The sequence below is a fragment of the Micromonospora arida genome (assembly GCF_003857035.1).
Taxonomy (GTDB): Bacteria; Actinomycetota; Actinomycetes; order Mycobacteriales; family Micromonosporaceae; genus Micromonospora; species Micromonospora arida.
In genome coordinates, this window is the sequence record NZ_QGSY01000110.1 from 33,028 (window position 1) to 52,236 (window position 19,209).

12 protein-coding genes, 2 pseudogenes and 2 CRISPR repeat arrays are annotated in these 19,209 nt (G+C 67.7%); of the genes and pseudogenes, 11 read left to right on the plus strand and 3 right to left on the minus strand.

The window, feature by feature from the left end; translation table 11 throughout:
- The first annotated feature begins 162 nt into the window (after positions 1-162).
- The 10 genes and pseudogenes from DLJ58_RS05510 (at position 163) to cas2e (ending at position 11,279) form a co-directional block, all read left to right on the plus strand.
- On the plus strand, positions 163-2,268 hold the full coding sequence (locus tag DLJ58_RS05510; protein WP_158629550.1) for a UvrD-helicase domain-containing protein: 2,106 nt from the start codon (positions 163-165) through the stop codon (positions 2,266-2,268).
- The gene (cas3, locus tag DLJ58_RS05515; protein ID WP_124854153.1) at positions 2,265-5,108 is read left to right on the plus strand and encodes a CRISPR-associated helicase Cas3'; all 2,844 of its coding nucleotides are present in this window, start codon (positions 2,265-2,267) and stop codon (positions 5,106-5,108) included. Before DLJ58_RS05510 ends, cas3 begins: the two co-directional genes overlap by 4 nt.
- Complete coding sequence (gene casA / locus DLJ58_RS05520; protein WP_244218789.1) at positions 5,002-6,801, plus strand: type I-E CRISPR-associated protein Cse1/CasA; 1,800 nt, start codon at positions 5,002-5,004, stop codon at positions 6,799-6,801. The genes cas3 and casA overlap by 107 nt, the downstream gene beginning before the upstream one ends.
- Positions 6,798-7,472: a type I-E CRISPR-associated protein Cse2/CasB gene (gene casB, locus DLJ58_RS05525; protein WP_124854155.1), complete on the plus strand. Its 675-nt coding sequence runs from the start codon at positions 6,798-6,800 to the stop codon at positions 7,470-7,472. The genes casA and casB overlap by 4 nt, the downstream gene beginning before the upstream one ends.
- A complete protein-coding gene (cas7e, locus tag DLJ58_RS05530) occupies positions 7,469-8,593 on the plus strand; it encodes a type I-E CRISPR-associated protein Cas7/Cse4/CasC (RefSeq protein WP_124854156.1) in 1,125 nt (374 codons plus the stop codon). The genes casB and cas7e overlap by 4 nt, the downstream gene beginning before the upstream one ends.
- Entirely contained in the window at positions 8,590-9,291 is a 702-nt protein-coding gene (cas5e, locus tag DLJ58_RS05535) for a type I-E CRISPR-associated protein Cas5/CasD (RefSeq protein ID WP_124854157.1), read from the plus strand. The genes cas7e and cas5e overlap by 4 nt, the downstream gene beginning before the upstream one ends.
- 2 nt (positions 9,292-9,293) lie before the next feature.
- Positions 9,294-9,959: a type I-E CRISPR-associated protein Cas6/Cse3/CasE gene (gene cas6e / locus DLJ58_RS05540; RefSeq protein ID WP_124854158.1), complete on the plus strand. Its 666-nt coding sequence runs from the start codon at positions 9,294-9,296 to the stop codon at positions 9,957-9,959.
- 14 nt (positions 9,960-9,973) lie between these two features.
- Positions 9,974-10,318, plus strand: a pseudogene (locus DLJ58_RS34440) (CRISPR-associated endonuclease Cas1); the annotation flags it as partial.
- A 239-nt stretch (positions 10,319-10,557) separates the two neighbouring features.
- On the plus strand, positions 10,558-10,923 hold the full coding sequence (locus DLJ58_RS34445; protein ID WP_244218790.1) for a CRISPR-associated endonuclease Cas1: 366 nt from the start codon (positions 10,558-10,560) through the stop codon (positions 10,921-10,923).
- On the plus strand, positions 10,923-11,279 hold the full coding sequence (gene cas2e / locus DLJ58_RS05550; RefSeq protein ID WP_124854159.1) for a type I-E CRISPR-associated endoribonuclease Cas2e: 357 nt from the start codon (positions 10,923-10,925) through the stop codon (positions 11,277-11,279). Before DLJ58_RS34445 ends, cas2e begins: the two co-directional genes overlap by 1 nt.
- Positions 11,280-11,376: 97 nt before the next feature.
- Positions 11,377-12,625: direct repeats of the CRISPR family, unit length 28 nt; unit sequence GGATCACCCCCGCGTGCGCGGGGAGCAG.
- A 449-nt stretch (positions 12,626-13,074) separates the two neighbouring features.
- Here cas2e and DLJ58_RS05555 read toward each other — a convergent pair.
- Complete coding sequence (locus tag DLJ58_RS05555) at positions 13,075-13,566, minus strand: hypothetical protein (protein ID WP_124854160.1); 492 nt, start codon at positions 13,564-13,566, stop codon at positions 13,075-13,077.
- Positions 13,567-13,949: 383 nt separating this feature from the next.
- On the opposite strand from DLJ58_RS05555, the gene DLJ58_RS05560 reads away from it, so the two are divergent.
- The gene (locus tag DLJ58_RS05560) at positions 13,950-14,618 is read left to right on the plus strand and encodes an HNH endonuclease family protein (protein WP_124854161.1); all 669 of its coding nucleotides are present in this window, start codon (positions 13,950-13,952) and stop codon (positions 14,616-14,618) included.
- Positions 14,619-14,971: 353 nt separating this feature from the next.
- Positions 14,972-15,853: a CRISPR direct-repeat array (repeat unit 28 nt; unit sequence GGATCACCCCCGCGTGCGCGGGGAGCAG).
- Between the two features lie 156 nt (positions 15,854-16,009).
- Here DLJ58_RS05560 and DLJ58_RS05565 read toward each other — a convergent pair.
- Both DLJ58_RS05565 and DLJ58_RS34450 read right to left on the minus strand, forming a co-directional pair.
- Positions 16,010-19,108, minus strand: a complete 3,099-nt coding sequence (locus DLJ58_RS05565; protein ID WP_124854162.1) for a C-terminal helicase domain-containing protein — start codon at positions 19,106-19,108, stop codon at positions 16,010-16,012.
- Positions 19,105-19,209, minus strand: a pseudogene (locus tag DLJ58_RS34450) (IS5 family transposase); the annotation flags it as partial. The gene DLJ58_RS05565 and the pseudogene DLJ58_RS34450, both read right to left, overlap by 4 nt.

The following is a 19,209-nucleotide window of genomic DNA, read 5'->3' on the forward strand; positions in this document are numbered from 1 at the left end:
TTAATCGGCCAGGTCGCACACGTCCGGTGAATCTTTCACACAAAAAGATGCTTGCAAGCACAGTTCACAAGATGACAGACTGTCGGCCTGTGCCGGAGCGCCATGGCGGACGGTGGCGGGTGGATCGCGTCTCGCGCGACAGGGTCGAGGAACGGGGAAGGTATGGCTGAGCTGGCTATCGAGCGGGGGTTCCTCCCCGCCTACGCTGGACTGCAGCGCCGGGTGCAGCGCGCCGTCGACGCCGCCATCAGCAAGTTCGCCGAGCACACCCACGCCGGCCTGCACCTGGAGAAGCTGACCGGTGCACGCGACCCGAACATCCGCACCATCCGCATCGACCAGTTCTACCGCGGAGTGGTGCTGTCCCTCGGAGGACAGAAGTACGCCCTGCTCAACGTCCTGCCACACGATGAGGCCATCGCCTTCGCGGTGAGTCGCCGATTCACCGTCAACCAGGCGCTCGGCGTGCTGGAGATGCGCGATCAAGCGGGCATCGAGGAGTTCGCCCGCGCCGAGGCGTCTCCCGCGCCGAGCGTCGGGCTGTTTGACCACGTCTCACCTGCGGACTTCCTCCGACTTGGCGTGGACGGGGACTTGGTGCCGCTGCTGCGAATCATCGGCACGGACCAGCAGCTGGAAAGCCTTGGCGGGCGCCTTCCCGAGATGCAGCTCGACATCCTTCGCGGCCTGGCCAGCGGGCTGCCCGTGGAGGAGGTGTGGGCGGAGCTGGCTGATCGGATCGTGTCGGGCGTGGACACGGAAGACCTCCTGACTGCAGCGCGCCGTACCCCTGAGCGGATCGCCTTCGTCTCTGGCCCGGTGGAGCTGGCAGCCATTCTCGCTCATCCCTTCGATGTGTGGCGGACGTTCCTGCACCCGACACAACGCGACGTGGCCTACCGGGAGACCTACAGCGGCCCTGCGCTGGTCACCGGCAGTGCCGGGACCGGTAAGACGGTTACCGGTCTGCATCGGGCGGTCTTCCTCGCCGAGCGGCTGCCAGAGGGTGGCGGGAAGGTGCTGCTGACCACGTTCACCCGCGCGCTCGCGGACTCCTTGGGTCGACAGCTGTACCGACTCACCGCCGACCCGGCGGTCCGGGCTCGCATCGATGTGGTCAGCGTCGACAAGCTGGCCTACGAGATCGCGACTCGGGGCGGCAGGAAGATCACGGTCGCCGACGGCGAAACCGCGGATCGGTTGTGGGAAGCAATCGCCGAATCTGGTCCGACCTACGTGAGTCGGGCCGGCCACGTCACAACCTTCAGCGCCGCCTTCCTCAGGCGGGAGTGGGAGCAGGTGGTGCTGGCCCAGCAGTTGACCACACTTGAGGCCTACCGCGACGCCCCACGTAAGGGCCGCGGCGAAGGGCTGCGTGCGACCCAACGTGAGCAGGTGTGGGGCGCGATCGAAGCTGTGCGCCGCGACCTGACGAAGCGGCGGCTGAGCACGCACACCCAACTCGCCGACGAAGCGGCCTCGATCGCCCGGCAGTCACCACCCCCGTACCGACACGTCATCGTTGACGAGGGGCAGGATCTCCACCCGGCACAGTGGCGGCTGCTGCGCGCACTGGTCCCGCCCGGACCGAACGATATGTTCCTGCTCGCCGATCCGTACCAGCGCATCTACGACAACCACGTGTCACTCGCGCAGCTCGGCATCGAGGTGCGCGGCCGAACCCGCCGACTCACTGTCAACTACCGCACGACCCACGAAATTCTGGACCTATCAGTGAAGGTCCTCAGCGGCGACGCCGCCGTCGGCCTGGACGGTGAGGGCGACACGCTGCGCGGCTACCGCTCGCTTACGCGCGGCGGCGTACCCAAGGTCGTAGCCTGCGACGACCGCGACAGCGAGTTCGAAGCGCTCATCGAGCGCGTCGGGACCTGGCTGGAGCAGGACGTAGAGCCGCACGCGATCGGCGTAGCCGTCCGCACGGGGCAGCTCGTCAAGGCCATCAGCAACACCTTGAGCGACGCCCACATCCCCGTTGCCGACCACCAACGAGGTGTCGACGGGGTGCACGTCGCCACCATGCATCGCATGAAGGGCTTGGAATTCCAGTGCCTTGCGGTTGTCGGACTGGATGCAGGGGTGCTGCCGGCGCCGTATGCGTTAGCGACGGCGACGGAGGATCCGCACGGTCACAAGCAGGATCTGCAGCGAGAGCGATGCCTCCTGTTCGTCGCGTTGACCCGCGCTCGTGACGTGCTCTATCTGTCGCACAGCGGCACACCCAGCTCCCTGCTACCGGCGGTCCGATGAGCACCCGCATCGCTGCCGGAACTCTGAAGCTTGGAGACGCGGCCCGGTCAGCGTGGGGTAAGACCGACCGTACGGGCACCTCGCCGGTCGGGTGGCTGCCGCTGTGGCGCCACCTGGCTGACAGTGCCGACGTGGCCGGACGGCTGTGGGATCACTGGTTGAGCCCGGCAGTTCGTCGACGTATCGCCGACGAGCTGCCCGGCGGCGACGCAGACGCCCGCACCTTGGCCGTCTGGATCGCCGGCGTACACGACATCGGCAAGGCCACCCCAGCCTTCGCCTGCCAGGCATACGCGTTGGCCGAGCGGATGCGTGACCATGGGCTCCACTACGACCGGGACCTGATTCGCGCTGACCGTAAGTACGCCCCGCACGCCACCGCTGGGCACCTCGTTCTGGCCGACTGGCTCCGGCAGCAGGACTGGATCGAACCGCACCCGTACGCAGTCGTCGTCGGTGGCCACCACGGCACCCCGCCGACCGATGAGGGCCTTCGCGACGCGCAGGTGCGCCCATACCTGCTCGGTGACCAGGCATGGCAGCAGGTGCAGCACGAGATCCTGACTTGGATGGCCGAACGGTCTGGCGCGGAAGGCCGGCTTGTCGAGTGGAGCAGTGCGCCGCTGTCGCAGCCCGTGCAGGCTGCACTCACCGGCCTGGTCATCGTCGCCGACTGGATCGCGAGCAACGAAGAACTCTTCCCATACGTCCTCGACAGTGCAGACGACGACCGGCTGACCGCCGGTTGGGAGTTGCTGGGCCTGCCCGTACCGTGGCTGCCGGCTGCACCGCCGGCGACCGTTGACGAACTGTTCGACGCGCGATTCGAGCTACCCGCAGGCGCGGCGGCCCGACCGGTCCAGCGCACGGTCGCTGAACTGGCCGCGTCCATGCCTGCGCCCGGGATGATCATCGTCGAGGCGGCGATGGGGGAGGGCAAGACAGAGGCGGCGCTGGCGGCGGTTGAGATCTTGGCGCGGCGCACCGGAGTATCCGGCTGCTACCTCGCGCTACCTACCCGCGCCACCAGCGATGCCATGTTCGCCCGGATGCTCTCCTGGCTGCGCCGGCTACCCGATGCCCAGGTTGGTCGAGGCGACCGCGACGTACGGCTGGCGCACGGCAAGGCAGCGCTCAACCCCGAGTACGACCAGCTGCGGATGACGTCCCTGCCGAGTGGCATCGGCGAGGACTCTGGTGGCGCGGCCATCGGCGTACACCGTTGGCTTGCCGGCCCGAAGCGGACGCTGTTGTCCAGCTTCGTGGTCGGCACCATCGACCAGCTGCTGTTCGCGGCGCTACGCGGCAAGCACCTCGTGCTGCGCCACCTCGGTCTCGCCGGCAAGGTCGTGGTCATCGACGAGGCGCACGCCTACGACGTCTACATGGGGCGATTCCTAGACCGGGCGCTGGAGTGGCTGGGCGCGTATGGCGTCCCGGTCGTCGTCCTCTCCGCGACACTCCCCGCCCACCGAAGGGCCGAGCTGATGGCGGCGTACGACAACGGCCGCCTCGGACCCTTGCCCCCACTGACCTGGCGCGATCGCGGCAAGACGAAGGTTGACCCATACGCCGCCCTCCGAACCGACCTGCGATATCCCCTGGTCACGGTCTCCAGCGCCGATCGGGGTGCCGTAGCCGTCAGCTGCTCCGACTCAGGGCGCAACGTCGAAGTGAAAGTGCGTCGTCTGGACGACGATCTGCGTGCGCTGGGGGAGCTGTTGCGCGAACAGCTGACCGGCGGGGGTTGCGTGCTCGTGGTCCGCAATACCGTGGCGCGAGTCCAGGAGACCGCGACCGTACTCCGGGCGGTGCTCGGGCCAGACACCCCGGTATCGGTCGCGCATTCCCGGTTCATGGCCGTCGACCGTGCCGCGAAAGATCGCTGGCTGCGCGACACCTTCGGGCCGCCGGGCAGCGGCAACCGCCCTCACCGTCACGTAGTGGTGGCCAGTCAGGTCGCCGAGCAGTCCCTTGACATCGACTTCGACCTGCTCGTCACCGACCTGGCCCCGATCGACCTGGTGCTGCAGCGCATCGGCCGGCTGCATCGCCACCCCCGCGACGGTCGTCCAGTTCGGCTCGGGACACCGGAGTGTTGGGTCACTGGTGCGGATTGGAGCACCGAACCGCCGCAGCCGGTCGCCGGCTCGCGTCGCGTCTACCAACTGGCGATGCTCCTGCGCAGCGCCGCAGTGCTGCTGCCACACCTGGACGGCGCCCCGCTCCGAATCCCGTCGGACATCGCGCCACTCACCCAGTCCGCCTACGCCGGCGAGCCACTCGGTCCACCGTCGTGGCAACCAGCGATGGTTGAGGCGGAAGCGAAGCAGCGAGATGAGATCGCTGCCAAGGAGATGAAGGCGGATGGCTTCCGCCTCGCCAGTGTGGGCGAGCGTGGGGTGCCCCTGATCAGCTGGCTCTCGGGCGGTGTCGCGGGTGCCGACGACCGTGCAGCGCAAGGCCACGTCCGCGATACCGCCGCCGAGACTCTCGAGGTCCTGCTGCTGGTACGGACACCGGACGGTTTGGTCCTGCCGCCGTGGATCGATGGCGGAGCAATGCCGGTACTGACCACGAGCGTTCCGCGCTGGCCACTACCCCGGCTGATCGCGCGCTGCACCCTGCCGCTACCGAGGGCTATGACCGACGCAGACGTGATCGATGAGGTCATCGCCGAGTTGGAACGGCGTACCGACGTCAGCGCCTGGCAGGACAGTCACTGGCTGGCAGGTGAGCTCGTGCTGGACCTGGACGCGGACGGGAGAGCCACGGTCGCGGGCTTCAAACTGCAATACGACCCGGATGACGGGCTGCGCGTCGAACGCGCCGACGCCTAGATCCACATCGATCGCAAAGGAGGTGGTGCCGGTGACAGGCTCACCGAAGTCAGCCGAATTCTCGCTCGTGGATGACGCGTGGATCCCGGTGCTGGACGCTGCGGGACAGCGCCGTGAGGTGTCCCTGCTCGGCCTTTTCGAACAGGCCGGCGACATTCGCATGATCGCCTGCGAGCTACCCACGCAGTCGTTCGCGATCCTGCGACTCGCGCTCGCTGTCCTGCATCGAGCGACGGGTGGCCCGCCTGGCGACGGCGCTTGGAGGGCACTGTGGCATGCCCGGCAACTCCCGGTCGGGGATGTCGCCGATTACCTCGGAGTGTTCCGTGACCGCTTCGATCTGCTGCACCCGGAACAGCCGTTCTACCAGGTCGCAGACCTTCGGGCGGCCAAGAACAACACGTTCGGGCTGGAGCGGCTCATCGCTGACGTGCCCAATGGCATTCCGTTCCTGACCACGCGTGCGGGGGAAGGGATGAAGTCGATTTCGCCGGTGGAGGCGGCCCGCTGGTTGGTGCACTGCCAGGCGTACGACCCATCCGGCATCAAGACGGGTGCCGTCGGAGACCCACGGGTCAAGGGCGGGCGAGGCTATCCGATCGGCGTGGGGTCTGTCGGGGCGTTGGGTGGTGTTCACCTTGAGGGTGCGACTCTGCGGGAAACACTGCTGCTCAACCTGGTGCCGGTCGCCCCTGGCTGGCAGAACGGCGACGATCGAGACCTGCCGGTGTGGGAGCGCGAGCCGCAGACTGCCTCCGAAGAGAGCGATGCGACCCGCGGCCCCTACGGACTGCTCAGTCTGTATACCTGGCAGTCTCGCCGCGTCCGGCTCTTCGGTGATGCCAGCGGCATCACCGGCGCCATGATCGCCATCGGGGATCGGTTCGATTGGCAGGATCGGCACCTGCTGGAACCGATGAGTGTGTGGGGACGCAGCGGGCCGCGCGAGCGCGAACAAAAGCGGACCCCGATCTACCTACCGCGGCCGCACGACCACAGCCGCGCCCTGTGGCGTGGTTTGCAGACCCTGCTGCCGGCGCCACCGGCACCCGGCGCCGAACCGCCACAGCGGCTCTCGCCGATGGTGGTGCAGTGGCTGGCCCGACTGACTGTGACCGGGGTGGTCGGGTCGGACTTTCGGGTCCGTCCGCGCGCCACCAGCGTCACCTACGGCACTCAGCAGGCAGTCGTCGACGAGGTGTTCAGCGACGCGCTGACCATGAATGTGCTGCTGCTGGTCGAAAACTCCGAGCTGCGCACGGCAGCTGTCGACGCCGCAGCTGACGCGGAGAGCGCGGTGAAGGTGCTGCGTCGGCTCGCTGACAACTTGGCCCGGGCCGCCGGTAGCCGGGACACCGACAGCGGCGACGCCGAACGGGCTGCCGAGCAGGCGTACGCCCGGCTGGACCAGGACTTTCGCGACTGGCTGGCGCGCCTCGGTCCGGACAGTGACCCGGTGACCGAGCGCGCCTCGTGGCAGCGGTTGGTGCGCCGGGCCATCCTTCGGCTCGGTGACGAACTGGTCGCCGCAACCGGTCCAGCGGCCTGGATCGGCCGCGCGGGCGTCGACCGAAACGGCAGAGAAGTTCACTACTCCAGCTCGCAGGCCGAGGCGTGGTTCCGCGTCGGCCTGGCCAAGGCGCTGCCCATGGCGGCCGAGACTCCGCAACAACGGCAGGAGGAACCAGCATGACCATGGTGGAGACTGATCCCTCACCTACGCCGGCACGTAAACCGTGGGTCCGGCGCCGCAAGGACCTCGGTGAGCACGTGGCCCGCACCGTGGGCAGCCTGCAGGCGCGACTGCTCAGCGACGCATCGCAACCGGAGGCGGTCAGCGCCCTGGCCCGGCTACGACGCGGAATCGGCCGAGCTCCGGGCTTCGATTTCACCTTGGAGCGGTACCTGCAGGTGCCGGAGCACCTGCTGGGCTACCGGCCCGCCGACGATGCAGAGGCGGCCGACACCGAGCACGCGGTACACGACGCAGTGACCCTGTACGCGCTGCACCAGCAGTCGCGCCGGGAACGGATGCACGTGAACGGACGTGGGCTGGGCCTCGCCATGGCTGACCTCGTCCGCAAGTCCAACGGCCCGGAGGGGGTGCGCCGCCGCTTTGCCGCGCTCGGCACCGCCACCACATACCAGGAGAGCATTTACCACCTTCGCAGCCTGACCACCATGCTGCGTGAGCACCAGGTCCCGGTCGACTATGGACTGCTCGCCGACGACCTTCACACCCTTCGCCGGCCTGGCGGTCGTGCCCAGATCCAGGCCATCTGGGGCCGGGAGTCGTTCCGCAGCCAGCCGAGCACGGACGTTCAGACCCTCGCCACCGAGACCTCTGAGGAGGACCCATCATGAGCCGCACCATCATTGACGTCTACGCCCTGCAGACGGTGCCACCGAGCAACCTCAACCGCGACGACACCGGCTCACCCAAGACCGCTGTCTATGGTGGCGTGCGCCGTGCACGGGTATCCAGCCAGGCCTGGAAGCGAGCCGTCCGGCTAGCGTTCGCCGACCTGCTCGACCGCTCCCAGCTCGGCGAGCGAACCAAGCGCGTGGGGGAGTCGCTCGCGACACGGATCAAGGCCCTCGACCCGAGCCAGTCCGACGAGACCGCGTCCGCACTGGCCGCCGAGGTGTTCGTCGCTTCCGGCCTTGCCAAGGCTGAGAAGAAGAAGGGCGAGGTGAAGGACGTCGAGTCCGGATACTTGCTCTTCCTCAGCCACCAGCAGCTGGACAACCTTGCCGCCGCTGCGCTGGAAGCAGCGCGCACCGGCACTCCGCTGGACAAGGCCCGGTTCAAGGCGTTGGCCAACACGGACCACTCGATCGACATCGCCATGTTCGGCCGGATGATGGCGGACATGACGGACATCAACGTCGACGCTGCCTGCCAGGTCTCCCACGCCATCAGCGTGCACGCGGTCGACAACGAGTTCGACTACTTCACCGCGGTGGACGACCGAAAGGCCGATGCCGCCGAGACCGGCGCCGGAATGATCGGCACCATCGAGTTCAACTCGTCCACCCTCTACCGGTACGCCACAGTCGACGTCGACGCTCTGCACCGTACCCTCGGCGACGCGGAAGCCACCCGTGCAGCCGTCGAGGCATTCCTGGTCGCGTTCGCGCGCAGCATGCCGTCGGGAAAGCAGAACACATTCGCCCACCGGACGCTGCCCGACGCGGTGCTGGTGAGGCTGCGCGACTCGCAACCGATCAATCTCGTCGGTGCGTTCGAAACGCCCATCCGTGAGACGAACGCCGGCGGCCGCGTCGAACTGGCCTCTGCAGCCCTGGCCAAGCACACCGCGGCAGTCGAGAACGCCTTCGGTGAGCGGCCGGTCGCCAGCTGGGTCACCCAGGTCGGCGAGAAGACCGCTGTGCTCGCCGACCTCGGCAAGGCGGTCAGCTTCAGTGAACTGGTCACCGGGGTGGGAGAGCACGTCGCCGTAGCGCTCGGCCAGCCGGCATGAGCGTCCTGCTGCTCAGGCTGGCCGGCCCCCTGCAATCATGGGGGTCGTCCAGCCGCTTCGCCCGCCGAGGCACCGAGGTCGCACCGACCAAGAGCGGCGTCATCGGGCTGCTAGCCGCAGCCAAAGGTGTACGACGTACCGAGCCGCTCACCGACCTGCTCGGTCTGGAGTTCGGGGTACGGCTCGACCAGCCGGGGCAGATCCTGCGGGACTTCCAGACCGCCCGTTCTCTCGACGGCCGTCTCAGCGCACCACTGACCTACCGCTTCTACCTGTCAGACGCAGCCTTCCTCGCCGCCGTCAGCGGGGAGAGCGAGCTGCTGTACGGCCTGGCGGAGGCACTGAGCCGGCCGCAATTTCCCCTCTACCTCGGGCGCCGCTCATGCCCGCCGGTCGGGCCAATCAGCCTCGGCGTCCACGAGGAGACCCTCGACGATGCCCTGGCCTCGTGGCCTTGGCTCGCCCCTGACTGGTACCGACGCAAGGCAGCTCCGATGGTCCGACTGGAGATCATCAGGGACGCCCGACCCGGTGAGCCCGTCAGCGAGACGGTGCCCGACGAGCCGGTCAGCTTTGACCCGGCGCATCGGCAGCACACCTGGCGGTCGATTCTGCGCCGGCACGTGGACGTTACCAACGAACGCGCGGATCGGACGGACGTTGCCGAGCATGATCCGCTAAGCCTGCTGGGAGGCTGAAGTTGTTCCTCACCCGATTTCAGATCAACCCGGCCCGCCGGGGCGCACGAAAGCTGCTGTCATCACCGCACGCCATGCACGCCGCGGTGCGCTCGGCCTTCGCAACCCCGGAGGATCACGAGCGGGACGGCACCCGGACGTTGTGGCGGCTGGACACGTCGGCGCCCGCGACTGTTTACCTCTACGTCGTAAGCCCTGGCCGTCCCGACCTCACCCATCTCGTCGAGCAGGCAGGCTGGCCCACTACCGAGACGTGGGTGACACGCGACTACAACAGCCTGCTCCTCTCGCTGAACACCGGCCAGGACTGGGCGTTCCGATTGACCGCCAACCCAACCCACAGCGGTCGCAAGACTAGTGATTCGAAGGAGACGCAACGCTTCGGCTTCCTGCGCGAGGATGCGCAGGTGCAATGGCTGACGAGCCGCGCCGCCCGAAACGGATTCGCGCTGGCACAGCAGCAGGACGGACGCCCGAACCTGCGGCTGCACCGCAGTCAGACGCAGGCCTTCAAACGCGGCATGGGCACCGTCACCCTGACCAGCGTCACCTATGACGGCATCCTCCAGATCACCGATGCCGATGCCTTCCGTCGAACGCTAACCAGCGGGATCGGACATGCCAAGGCGTACGGCTGTGGGCTGCTCACGCTCGCCCCGGCCAGCTGATGCCGGTCTGACCAATGAAGATCCCAGGCGTACCGCCAGCTGAGCTCGCTGATCTGACCCGGGCCGAGGACCGAATCAGCTTCCTCTACCTCGAACGTAGCGTGATCCACAGAGATAGCAACGCGATCACTGCCACCGATGACCGAGGCGTGGTCCACATCCCGGCCGCCTCAGTGGGCGTACTGCTGCTCGGACCTGGAACCAGCATCACCCACCAGGCCATCGCCCTGCTCGCCGACCACGGTGCCACTGCCATCTGGGTCGGCGAGCGGGGCGTGCGCTACTACGCCCACGGTCGCTCACTTGCCGCCTCCAGCCGGCTGCTCCTTGCACAGGCTGCTGCGGTCAGCCACCGTGATCGGCGGCTGGCCGTCGCCCGCACCATGTACGCGATGCGCTTCCCAGGTGAGAGCACCGTCGACCTCACGATGCAGCAACTACGTGGCAAGGAAGGCGCGCGAATCCGCCGGACCTATCGCGAACACTCCAGCGAAGTGGCGTCGCCTGGAGCCATCGTGACTATGACCAGGCCGACTTCGCCAGCGGCGACCCCATCAACCAGTCGCTGTCAGCCGCGCATGCCTGCCTGTATGGCATCGTGCACGCCGTCATCGTCGCGCTCGGGGCCGCGCCCGGGCTCGGATTCGTGCACACCGGGCATGAGCGTGCCTTCGTTTACGACATCGCTGACCTGTACAAGGCGGAGATCAACGTCCCCGTCGCCTTCGACGTGGTGGCGAGCGGTTCGACTGACATCGGCGCGGACACCCGACGGGCCGTACGCGATCGTGTTCACGACGGCGCGATCCTCGCGCGCTGCGTTCGCGACATCCGTATGTTGCTCCTTCAGCCGCAACCGGGCGGTGAGATTGAGGAAGAGGATTCTCTCCGCCTCTGGGATGACAGCGGTATCGAACTCACCGCCGGCCGTAATTACGCCGACATCGGTGAGGCCGATTTCTGATGACCGTCATCATCCTGACCGCGTGCCCTCCTGGGCTGCGGGGACATTTGACGCAGTGGTTGTTGGAACTGACCGCAGGTGTATATGTAGGACACATAAGCGCCCGGGTGCGAGTCAGGTTGTGGACTCGGGTGACCGAGATGGCAGGCGTAGGTCGAGCTCTGATGGTCTATCAGATTCCCGGTGAACAGAGGCTCTCGTTCCTGGCCCACGACCATCACTGGGTGCCGGTGGATCTCGACGGGGTGACCTTGATGCGTCGCCCAGTTGCCCCGATCATCAATCCTGCGATACCCGGCGGCTGGAGCAAAGCGGCAAGGCGCCGCCGGTTTGGGAAGCGCGGACGTCCGGCGTAGAGAAGCTGGACCGGCAAGGGCGATTGGTGCCGTACCCGAGGCGGAAGCTGTTCCCGGGGAGCAGATGCGGCGGGAGTTCTTCGAGTTCCGGCCGACGGGATCACCCCCGCGTGCGCGGGGAGCAGTGGCAGGACGTGGCGTACCGCAAGGACATCGCGGGATCACCCCCGCGTGCGCGGGGAGCAGCTGAGGGACGGCCCGCGCGGGCCGGTCGCTTGAGGATCACCCCCGCGTGCGCGGGGAGCAGAGAACCTGTTCACTCGGATTCGGCCGCGCATCCGGATCACCCTCGCGTGCGCGGGGAGCAGATCTTCGTCGGGACCTCGTACCGCGCAACCGTGGGATCACCCCCGCGTGCGCGGAAAGCAGGGCGGGTGGGGCGACCTGGAGAAGTTGGGACCGGGATCACCCCCGCGTGCGCGGGGAGCAGGCAACGCCGAGTTCCAGCGTCCGCGCAGCGATGGGATCACCCCCGCGTGCGCGGGGAGCAGATCCAGGGCACGCCGGCGCCGAAGGCCATGACGGGATCACCCCCGCGTGCGCGGGGAGCAGGCTTCACACGCGACGGCAGCCGCGTCGATGTCCGGATCACCCCCGCGTGCGCGGGGAGCAGGTCTTCCTGCTCGGTCGTGGTCCGCCACCGCAGGGATCACCCCCGCGTGCGCGGGGAGCAGCGGCACCCCCTGCATGGATGCACCCCAAAGAAGGGATCACCCCCGCGTGCGCGGGGAGCAGGGGGACAGCACCACGGCCAGGGCCAGGCGCAGGGGATCACCCCCGCGTGCGCGGGGAGCAGGCCGACAACGACGGGAACGTCGAGGGCTGGGACGGATCACCCCCGCGTGCGCGGGGAGCAGGGTGGAGGTACGTAGCGCCGGACCCCATCCGAAGGATCACCCCCGCGTGCGCGGGGAGCAGCGCAAGGCCGTCGAGACCAGCGTGCACCTGACCGGATCACCCCCGCGTGCGCGGGGAGCAGGGGCAGGGATACTCACAGTTCATTGATGTTGACGGATCACCCCCGCGTGCGCGGGGGAGCAGTGGCGGTGCGCCGCGGCCTGCTGCCCGGTGGCCGGATCACCCCCGCGTGCGCGGGGAGCAGCGTCTGGCCTGCTGAGGCACCCGCCTACCACGCGGATCACCCCCGCGTGCGCGGGGAGCAGGCGCTCGCCGCCCTCGCCAGCGGACAGGAGACCGGATCACCCCCGCGTGCGCGGGGAGCAGGAGCTCTCGCCCCTCACGGTCGTCACTGATGCGGGATCACCCCCGCGTGCGCGGGGAGCAGCCCCCGGCGTCGGCGTGCGCCGCGTACAGGGTGGGATCACCCCCGCGTGCGCGGGGAGCAGACTTCTTGACCTGGAGCGTTATAGATCAACTTCGCGGTTCTTATTCACTAGGGTCCGCAAGATCATTCCACTCGGTCTCGGTTGGCGTAGGGCTATCTACGCGAGCGAGCTCGGCTACAGCCTAGCGGGTGATGCTCGTGTGAGACGACGAGTGAGCGCTGCATTGCGTGGCCGAGAGTAGAGGGTGGGTCATGTGTCGGCGACACCTACCAGGCGGTGGCAGTCGACCCACGTACGGGATGTGAGGGACGGGTCGCTCCGCCCGCCAGCACGTCAAGGTGCTGCCTGGGTGGCGGTAATGGCGCTTCGGCGCAGCGGCGTGGCCGACGGAATCGACACCTGGCCAGACCGCGCCTCGGCGGCCACCATTGTCGACCAGTCCCGGCCATATCTGAAGGCGGCAGCTCCGGCTGACACGAGCTCCCGTACGACTGTATTCGACACGGTGGTCAGCCGCAGAGCGCGCACCGCCTCCGATACCTCGGCGAGCGGCTTTCGCAGGTGTCCACCGGCAGCCCTAGCCGGATCCATTGGCCTTGCGCGTCGAACAGCAGCAGATTAGGTTCCCAAGGCATGTCTGCGGTGCAGGCCTCGATGGCGGTCGTGTCGTCGGGCGGGCGTAGCGCCGTCAGATCGCTGGCGCGGCCCTCGGTGAGGACCACTTCCTCGCCGCCGTCGGCACGTCGCTTCGGCCCGAGCTGGCAGTGGACCGCGGATGCGACCGCTAAATCATTGCCCAGGTGCGGCAGAGTGAGGGCGTTGGGCGGGCGCCCGTCGTCGCCGACCGGGGCGTTGACCGCGCAGGAGGTCCACCTGGATTGGGCGGTCGGTGTGCTGGTGAGCACTGTCGACGGCTTAACCTCCGGCCCGTCGACCGGTGCCTCGGCCACCGTCGACGCACTCCCAGCACACGCGGCAAGGCTGGCCACGGTCATCATCACGACGAGCCCTTTGATGACTACTCGCGTATCGCTCCTTGGTAGGCGAATGCAGGCAATTGGTGCACCTCTGAGACGATGTCGGCGAGGATGCGGTTCCCGGCCATCCTCCCCGGGCTTCGGTCCGACCTGATCGTCGAACTGGGCACCGCTGGAAGGAGCTTCCGTATCGCATGGGCCTGAAAGATGCCGAACGCCGGGCGGGCGGTATGCGCAATGAGCGGCATGGCTGGGGTCCCCAGGACTCCCAGCCCACGCCCGCGAACCAGTGACGCTCAAGCTCGTCGAAGTTTCGTAGCTACTTCCCTACCTCTTCACAAGCAAGTACATGGATGTACATGATCGTCGGAGACGGTTGCCATCCACCCACTGCCGAGGAGGCCCTCATGCGAGTAGTCCGGCTCTCCGCCCGTTTCCCACGTGTCACGCGCCACGCAGGCGCAGTCGTCCTAGCCGCCGTCGCCGGCCTGGTCGGCGTCAGCGCGCAGCCGGCGTCGGCCACGCCTCCCGGGATCCCGTCGAAGGCGACGGCACAGTCACAGCTCAACGCCCTGACCGTGGCGACGCAAGGCTCGACCAGCGGCTACTCCCGTGACCTGTTCCCGCACTGGAGCACGGTCAGCGGGAGTTGCAACACCCGCGAGCAGGTCCTCAAGCGCGACGGCACCTCCGTCGTCGTCAACAGCTCCTGCGCGGCCACCTCCGGCCGCTGGTACAGCCCCTACGACGGAGCCACTTGGACGGCGGCCTCGGACGTCGACATCGACCACGTCGTGCCCCTTGCCGAGGCCTGGCGCTCCGGGGCCAACGCCTGGACGACCAGCCGCCGGCAGAGCTTCGCCAACGACCTCACCCGCCCGCAACTGATCGCGGTAACGGACAACGTCAACCAGTCCAAGGGCGACCAGGACCCCTCCACCTGGCAGCCGTCTCTGTCGTCGTACCGGTGCGCCTACAGCAAGATGTGGATCACCGTGAAGTACAGCTGGGGTCTGACTCTGCAGTCGTCGGAAAAGTCCGCCCTACAGAGCATGCTCAACACCTGCAGCTCGTGACCAGACCCCTGGGATCTTGCGCTTCGCAGTCCTAGTGGTTTGCCTCCGCAAGCTGGGTCTTGCGCCTGTCGCGATGACCGGAGCCCAATCGTCTGCGGCACTTGTCTGCCGTGTCGCCGAGGAAAAACGCTTGGACCATGGTCGTCGGTATTCAGCCGGTGCCGCACGTTGGGCCGTGGATGGACTGCGAGGCGATCAGGTCACGCCAGGGATTGGTCCCGCCCGGAGGCGTGTGGTCGCAGTCGTTAGGACCTGGCACTTGCCTTGGCGTGGGCCAGACCGAGATTGCCCTACTGGCGCGGAAAGCAGGTGCGCGGGTCGACCGCGACCCCGTCGGGCCACGGACGTTTGTGGGATCACTCCCGCGGGCATGGGCAGCAGGCGGTGAGTCTGTCCAGTGAGGAGGCCCGAGCAGGATCACCCCCGCGTGCGCGGGGAGCAGACCAACCGCGAACCCTTCAGCGCCGCCAGGTCGGGATCACCCCCGCGTGCGCGGGGAGCAGGCCCGGCTCGACGCCGACAAGGCCGTTGCCGTGGGATCACCCCCGCGTGCGCGGGGAGCAGATCATCGACGTTCCCGACGGCCAACGGTTGTGGGGATCACCCCCGCGTGCGCGGGGAGCAGTGAATCTCGATGACTCGGGCCGCGATTCCAACGGGATCACCCCCGCGTGCGCGGGGAGCAGGCCAACAGCGGTCAGGTGTCCCGCAACTCGGGCGGATCACCCCCGCGTGCGCGGGGAGCAGGCCAACAGCGGTCAGGTGTCCCGCAACTCGGGCGGATCACCCCCGCGTGCGCGGGGAGCAGACCTGCGACCTGCCCGAGGACCGCTGGCCCGCGGGATCACCCCCGCGTGCGCGGGGAGCAGGGCGGCCGCGTACACGGCGTCGACGTGGGTCGGGGATCACCCCCGCGTGCGCGGGGAGCAGTCCCGACCAGGAAGGACCGAACGGTGGGAGAGGGGATCACCCCCGCGTGCGCGGGGAGCAGGGCACCGACCAGGACAGCCGCCCGATCGTGTTGGGATCACCCCCGCGTGCGCGGGGAGCAGGAGCAAGCGCGAACTCAAGGCCGTCTAACCGAGGGATCACCCCCGCGTGCGCGGGGAGCAGCGCGGAAACCACAAGCAGATCCCGCCGACGTCGGGATCACCCCCGCGTGCGCGGGGAGCAGCCGGACCTCGCCAGCGCCGAACTCTGCTGAAGGGGATCACCCCCGCGTGCGCGGGGAGCAGACTTCTTGACCTGCAGCGTTAGAGATCGACTTCGCGGTTTTCATTCACTTTGGATTGCAAGATCGTTCCCTTGGTCTCGGTATCGACGGTTGGAGAACACCCCAAGCATCTTCGGCTGCAGCGTAATCAAACGCTCGCGTCGTCGGCCAGTTGTCCTTACAGCTGGTTGCCATCCGGCCGGGGACGTAGATCGAGGACCTCAGGTACGTCGGTCTCGCCGATAGGCTGCCGTTGCAAAAGAAGTAGCAGGTCTTCCTGTCGTGGTTGACCGAAAGCGAGCCGGTATCGCACCAGGTCCGTCTTGAGTCGGTCGAACCGCGCCTGGTCGCGACTGAGCGGGTAGGGCAGGACATGCCGCTCGATCTTTGCTCTCCCCGGGAACACCCAGTACGGCGCGAAGTCGCCAAGCTCTCCGGACTCTGCTCGGGCGGCGTCGTACAGGGCCTTCCAGACATCCGGTTCTGACGAGCGTAGGGCGTCGGCCCGGTGTGCGGCTGCAACGTTTCGCCGTACGGCGTGGCCGCCGAAGCGGTGCACCCGCCCCTCGCGTTGCTCGAAGTCGACGGGGTTTGCGGGCGTGTTCCAGTGCACGACGGCCGAGCACCACTGGTGGAAGTCGATGCCTTCTTGGCCTGCGCTTGTGGTGGCAACGATGAACGGCCAAAAGGGGCTGTTGAATGAGCGCCGCACGACCACTTTGCGGTCAACCTGAGATTGTTCCTCGCCACGTCCGCCGTACCGCAGGGCGAAGCGCCCGGGCAGCTTGATGGGCCGCTGCGGGTTGTGCGGGTCGAAGGCTTCATACGTCGACTGTCGGCTGGCCATCGCCTGCCGCGCTTCGTCGGCAATTTTCCACAGTTCGTCGTCGTCGAGCAGGGTGTCCGGGGCACCGCTGCGCAACGTGTGCAGGTGTTCGTCGAGAACGGCCTGCAGCCCGCCGGCGGCGCAGTATCGGAGCACCGCCTGCCAGTAGACCTTGCCCATCGTCAGGTAATCGAGTAGCTGTGCGGACTCCGGCCGGTTGAACAGGGAACGCAGTCCATTGGCGAGGAGCGCAGCGGCGCGCCAGTGTCCTGATGGGGTGACCTGGCTGCCCGGCTCGATCAGCCGGGACAGCGCCCGCCAGGCGACGTTGCCGGGGCCGTGCAATGCGATGGCCGTAATGCTGTCCATCAGCCCGTCCAGCTGGTCCTCTGTTGGGTAGACAGCGTGGTGAATCAAGTCGCGGGCTCGGGCCACGTGCCCATCTAGACCCGTAGCCGGTCCCTCGTCCGCGGAGGAGCCGAGGGCCGTAGCGGGATCCTCGATGCCGGGATCGGCGCCCGGCCATTGGAATACCAACTCCCACGGCTCGGACGGTCCTGCCACCCTCGGCAATGCCTCGGCTGAGGTGTGAGCGCGGAGCAGTTCGCGGACGTCTCGCTCGAAGGCGTCGAGAGGCGCGGTGTCGTCCGGTCGCTGCCGAGCTAATGCCAGTGGGTCGCACAGCTCGGCCAGGGCGGGATGGGGCCAGAAGAGCGCGAGGACGCTCATCGCCGCCGGGCGGCCGTGTTCGAGGCGGTAGTCGAGGTGCCGGTGTCCCTCCCCGGCGGCGCCCAATCGGCGTTCGGCCTCGTAGCTGAGCAGGCCTGCCACTGCGGTGGGAGTGGCGTTCCAGGATGAGAACAGCAGCCGCTTGGTGATGCCGTCATCCGCTGCGGTAGCGAACGGCTCACCGAGCGCGTGGTAGGGGAGCGACGGTGGCAGCCACAGGAGTTGCCACCAACCTCGGTCGACGGTGTCTGCGGCGAGCTGCCGCAGCCGGCTGTTGCCAAGGTCGACCGGCTCGCGTCGGCGGATCGTCCCGGCATCGAGCAACTGCGCGGTGGCCAATAGTGCCGGTATCTCGGAATCTGCCTGGTCATCGAGCGCCGCGCGGACCTTGGTGCCGAGCTGGTAGCCGTCGAGGAAATTCAGGAAGTACGGTGCGGACTTCCAGTATTCGACGGTCATGGGAGCGCCGACACTCTTGGCGATCTTGCGCATCGCCACGTAGCTCCGTATGTCCTGCGGGTTGAGGTCGTCGGCCAGGGTGAGGTGCTCGCGCAGCATCCCGTCCTGCCCGAGCAGGGGCCGCTCGGTACGGCACATGACCGGTAGCAGCAGATCGCGTAGCCAGCCGCGCAGGTCCGCGCAGGGCTCGCCCCGGACCAGCGCTTCCCGGTACGCCTCGAACGCCTTCGTCACGTCGGCATGCCAGGACATGTCGTCGCTGAGAAAGCGCAGCACTTGCCGGAAGTCGCTGTAGTGGTCCTCGCCGGTGGCTGCCTCTTCGGCGAAGGTGAACGGCTTGTATGGGGTGGCGGACAGCAACAAGACCCGTGCGTCCCGGTAGTCGAACAGGTGCCGGGCGAGCTCGGCGCCCTCGCCGCCGTTCGGGTCGAGCAGCTCCCGGAAACGCTGGAACTCGTCGAGGATGATCAAATCGGGCTCCAGGACTTCGACGCCGGCGGTGGCCAGCGTTGTACGAAGATCCCCGGTAAGCCTCCGAGCGCTCTCTCGTAGTGCATCTGGCAGCTTCGGACGCCGGCCAATGCCGTCGAGCAGCGCGTTGAATCTGTCGAGTAGTCCCCGCTGCCGGGCCCGGCGCAGAAACTCGCTGGTGATCGTGGGATCGATCTTTCCGCCAAGGCTCTCCCACAGGCGGTCGCACTGGTCCTCGAAACGGCCGGGGTTCGCGACGCCCGCCTGCAACGCGCGCAGCGCGGCCCTGGTCCGCCAGCCGTTCCACGAGCCCGCCTGTTCAAGGATCAAGAACAGTAGTGCGCGTTCCTCCGCCGTTCCGGTGCGCCAGCCTTGGTCGAAGGAGGTGCCAGGGGTGAAGGCGACCAGGTTGATTGGTTTGCCGGCGGAAGCGGTGGCGGCGTTGAGCCTGTCCGTGTGCTTGGCGAGCAGGGTGAGCCTGCTGGACAGGGTGACGGTCTCGTCGGGAGTGACCCGTAACCGGCCGATGTTCTGCCGTGCCACATCTTGGTTCGAGCAGACGTAGATGACGTCAACCCGATCGATGCTGTCGTCGTCCTGCAGTCGCTGCAGGGTCTGGGCGATCACGCCTCGGGCGACCACACTCTTACCGAGGCCGGTCTCGTCGGCGACCAGGAACCGGCGGGTCGGATCGGCGCCGAAGTACCGGTCGATGACATGCGCGACGGTGGCGCGCTGGAAGTCCTTCAATCCGGCCATGACCGGGCTAGGGCCTGTGTCGAAGTCGGTCACAGCCACTCGTTGATGGCGGCGAGGTGGATGGTGGCCTCGTAGCGGACGGCCAGCTTGTCGAAACGGGTGGCCACGGCTCGGTTGCGCTTGAGGCGGTTGAT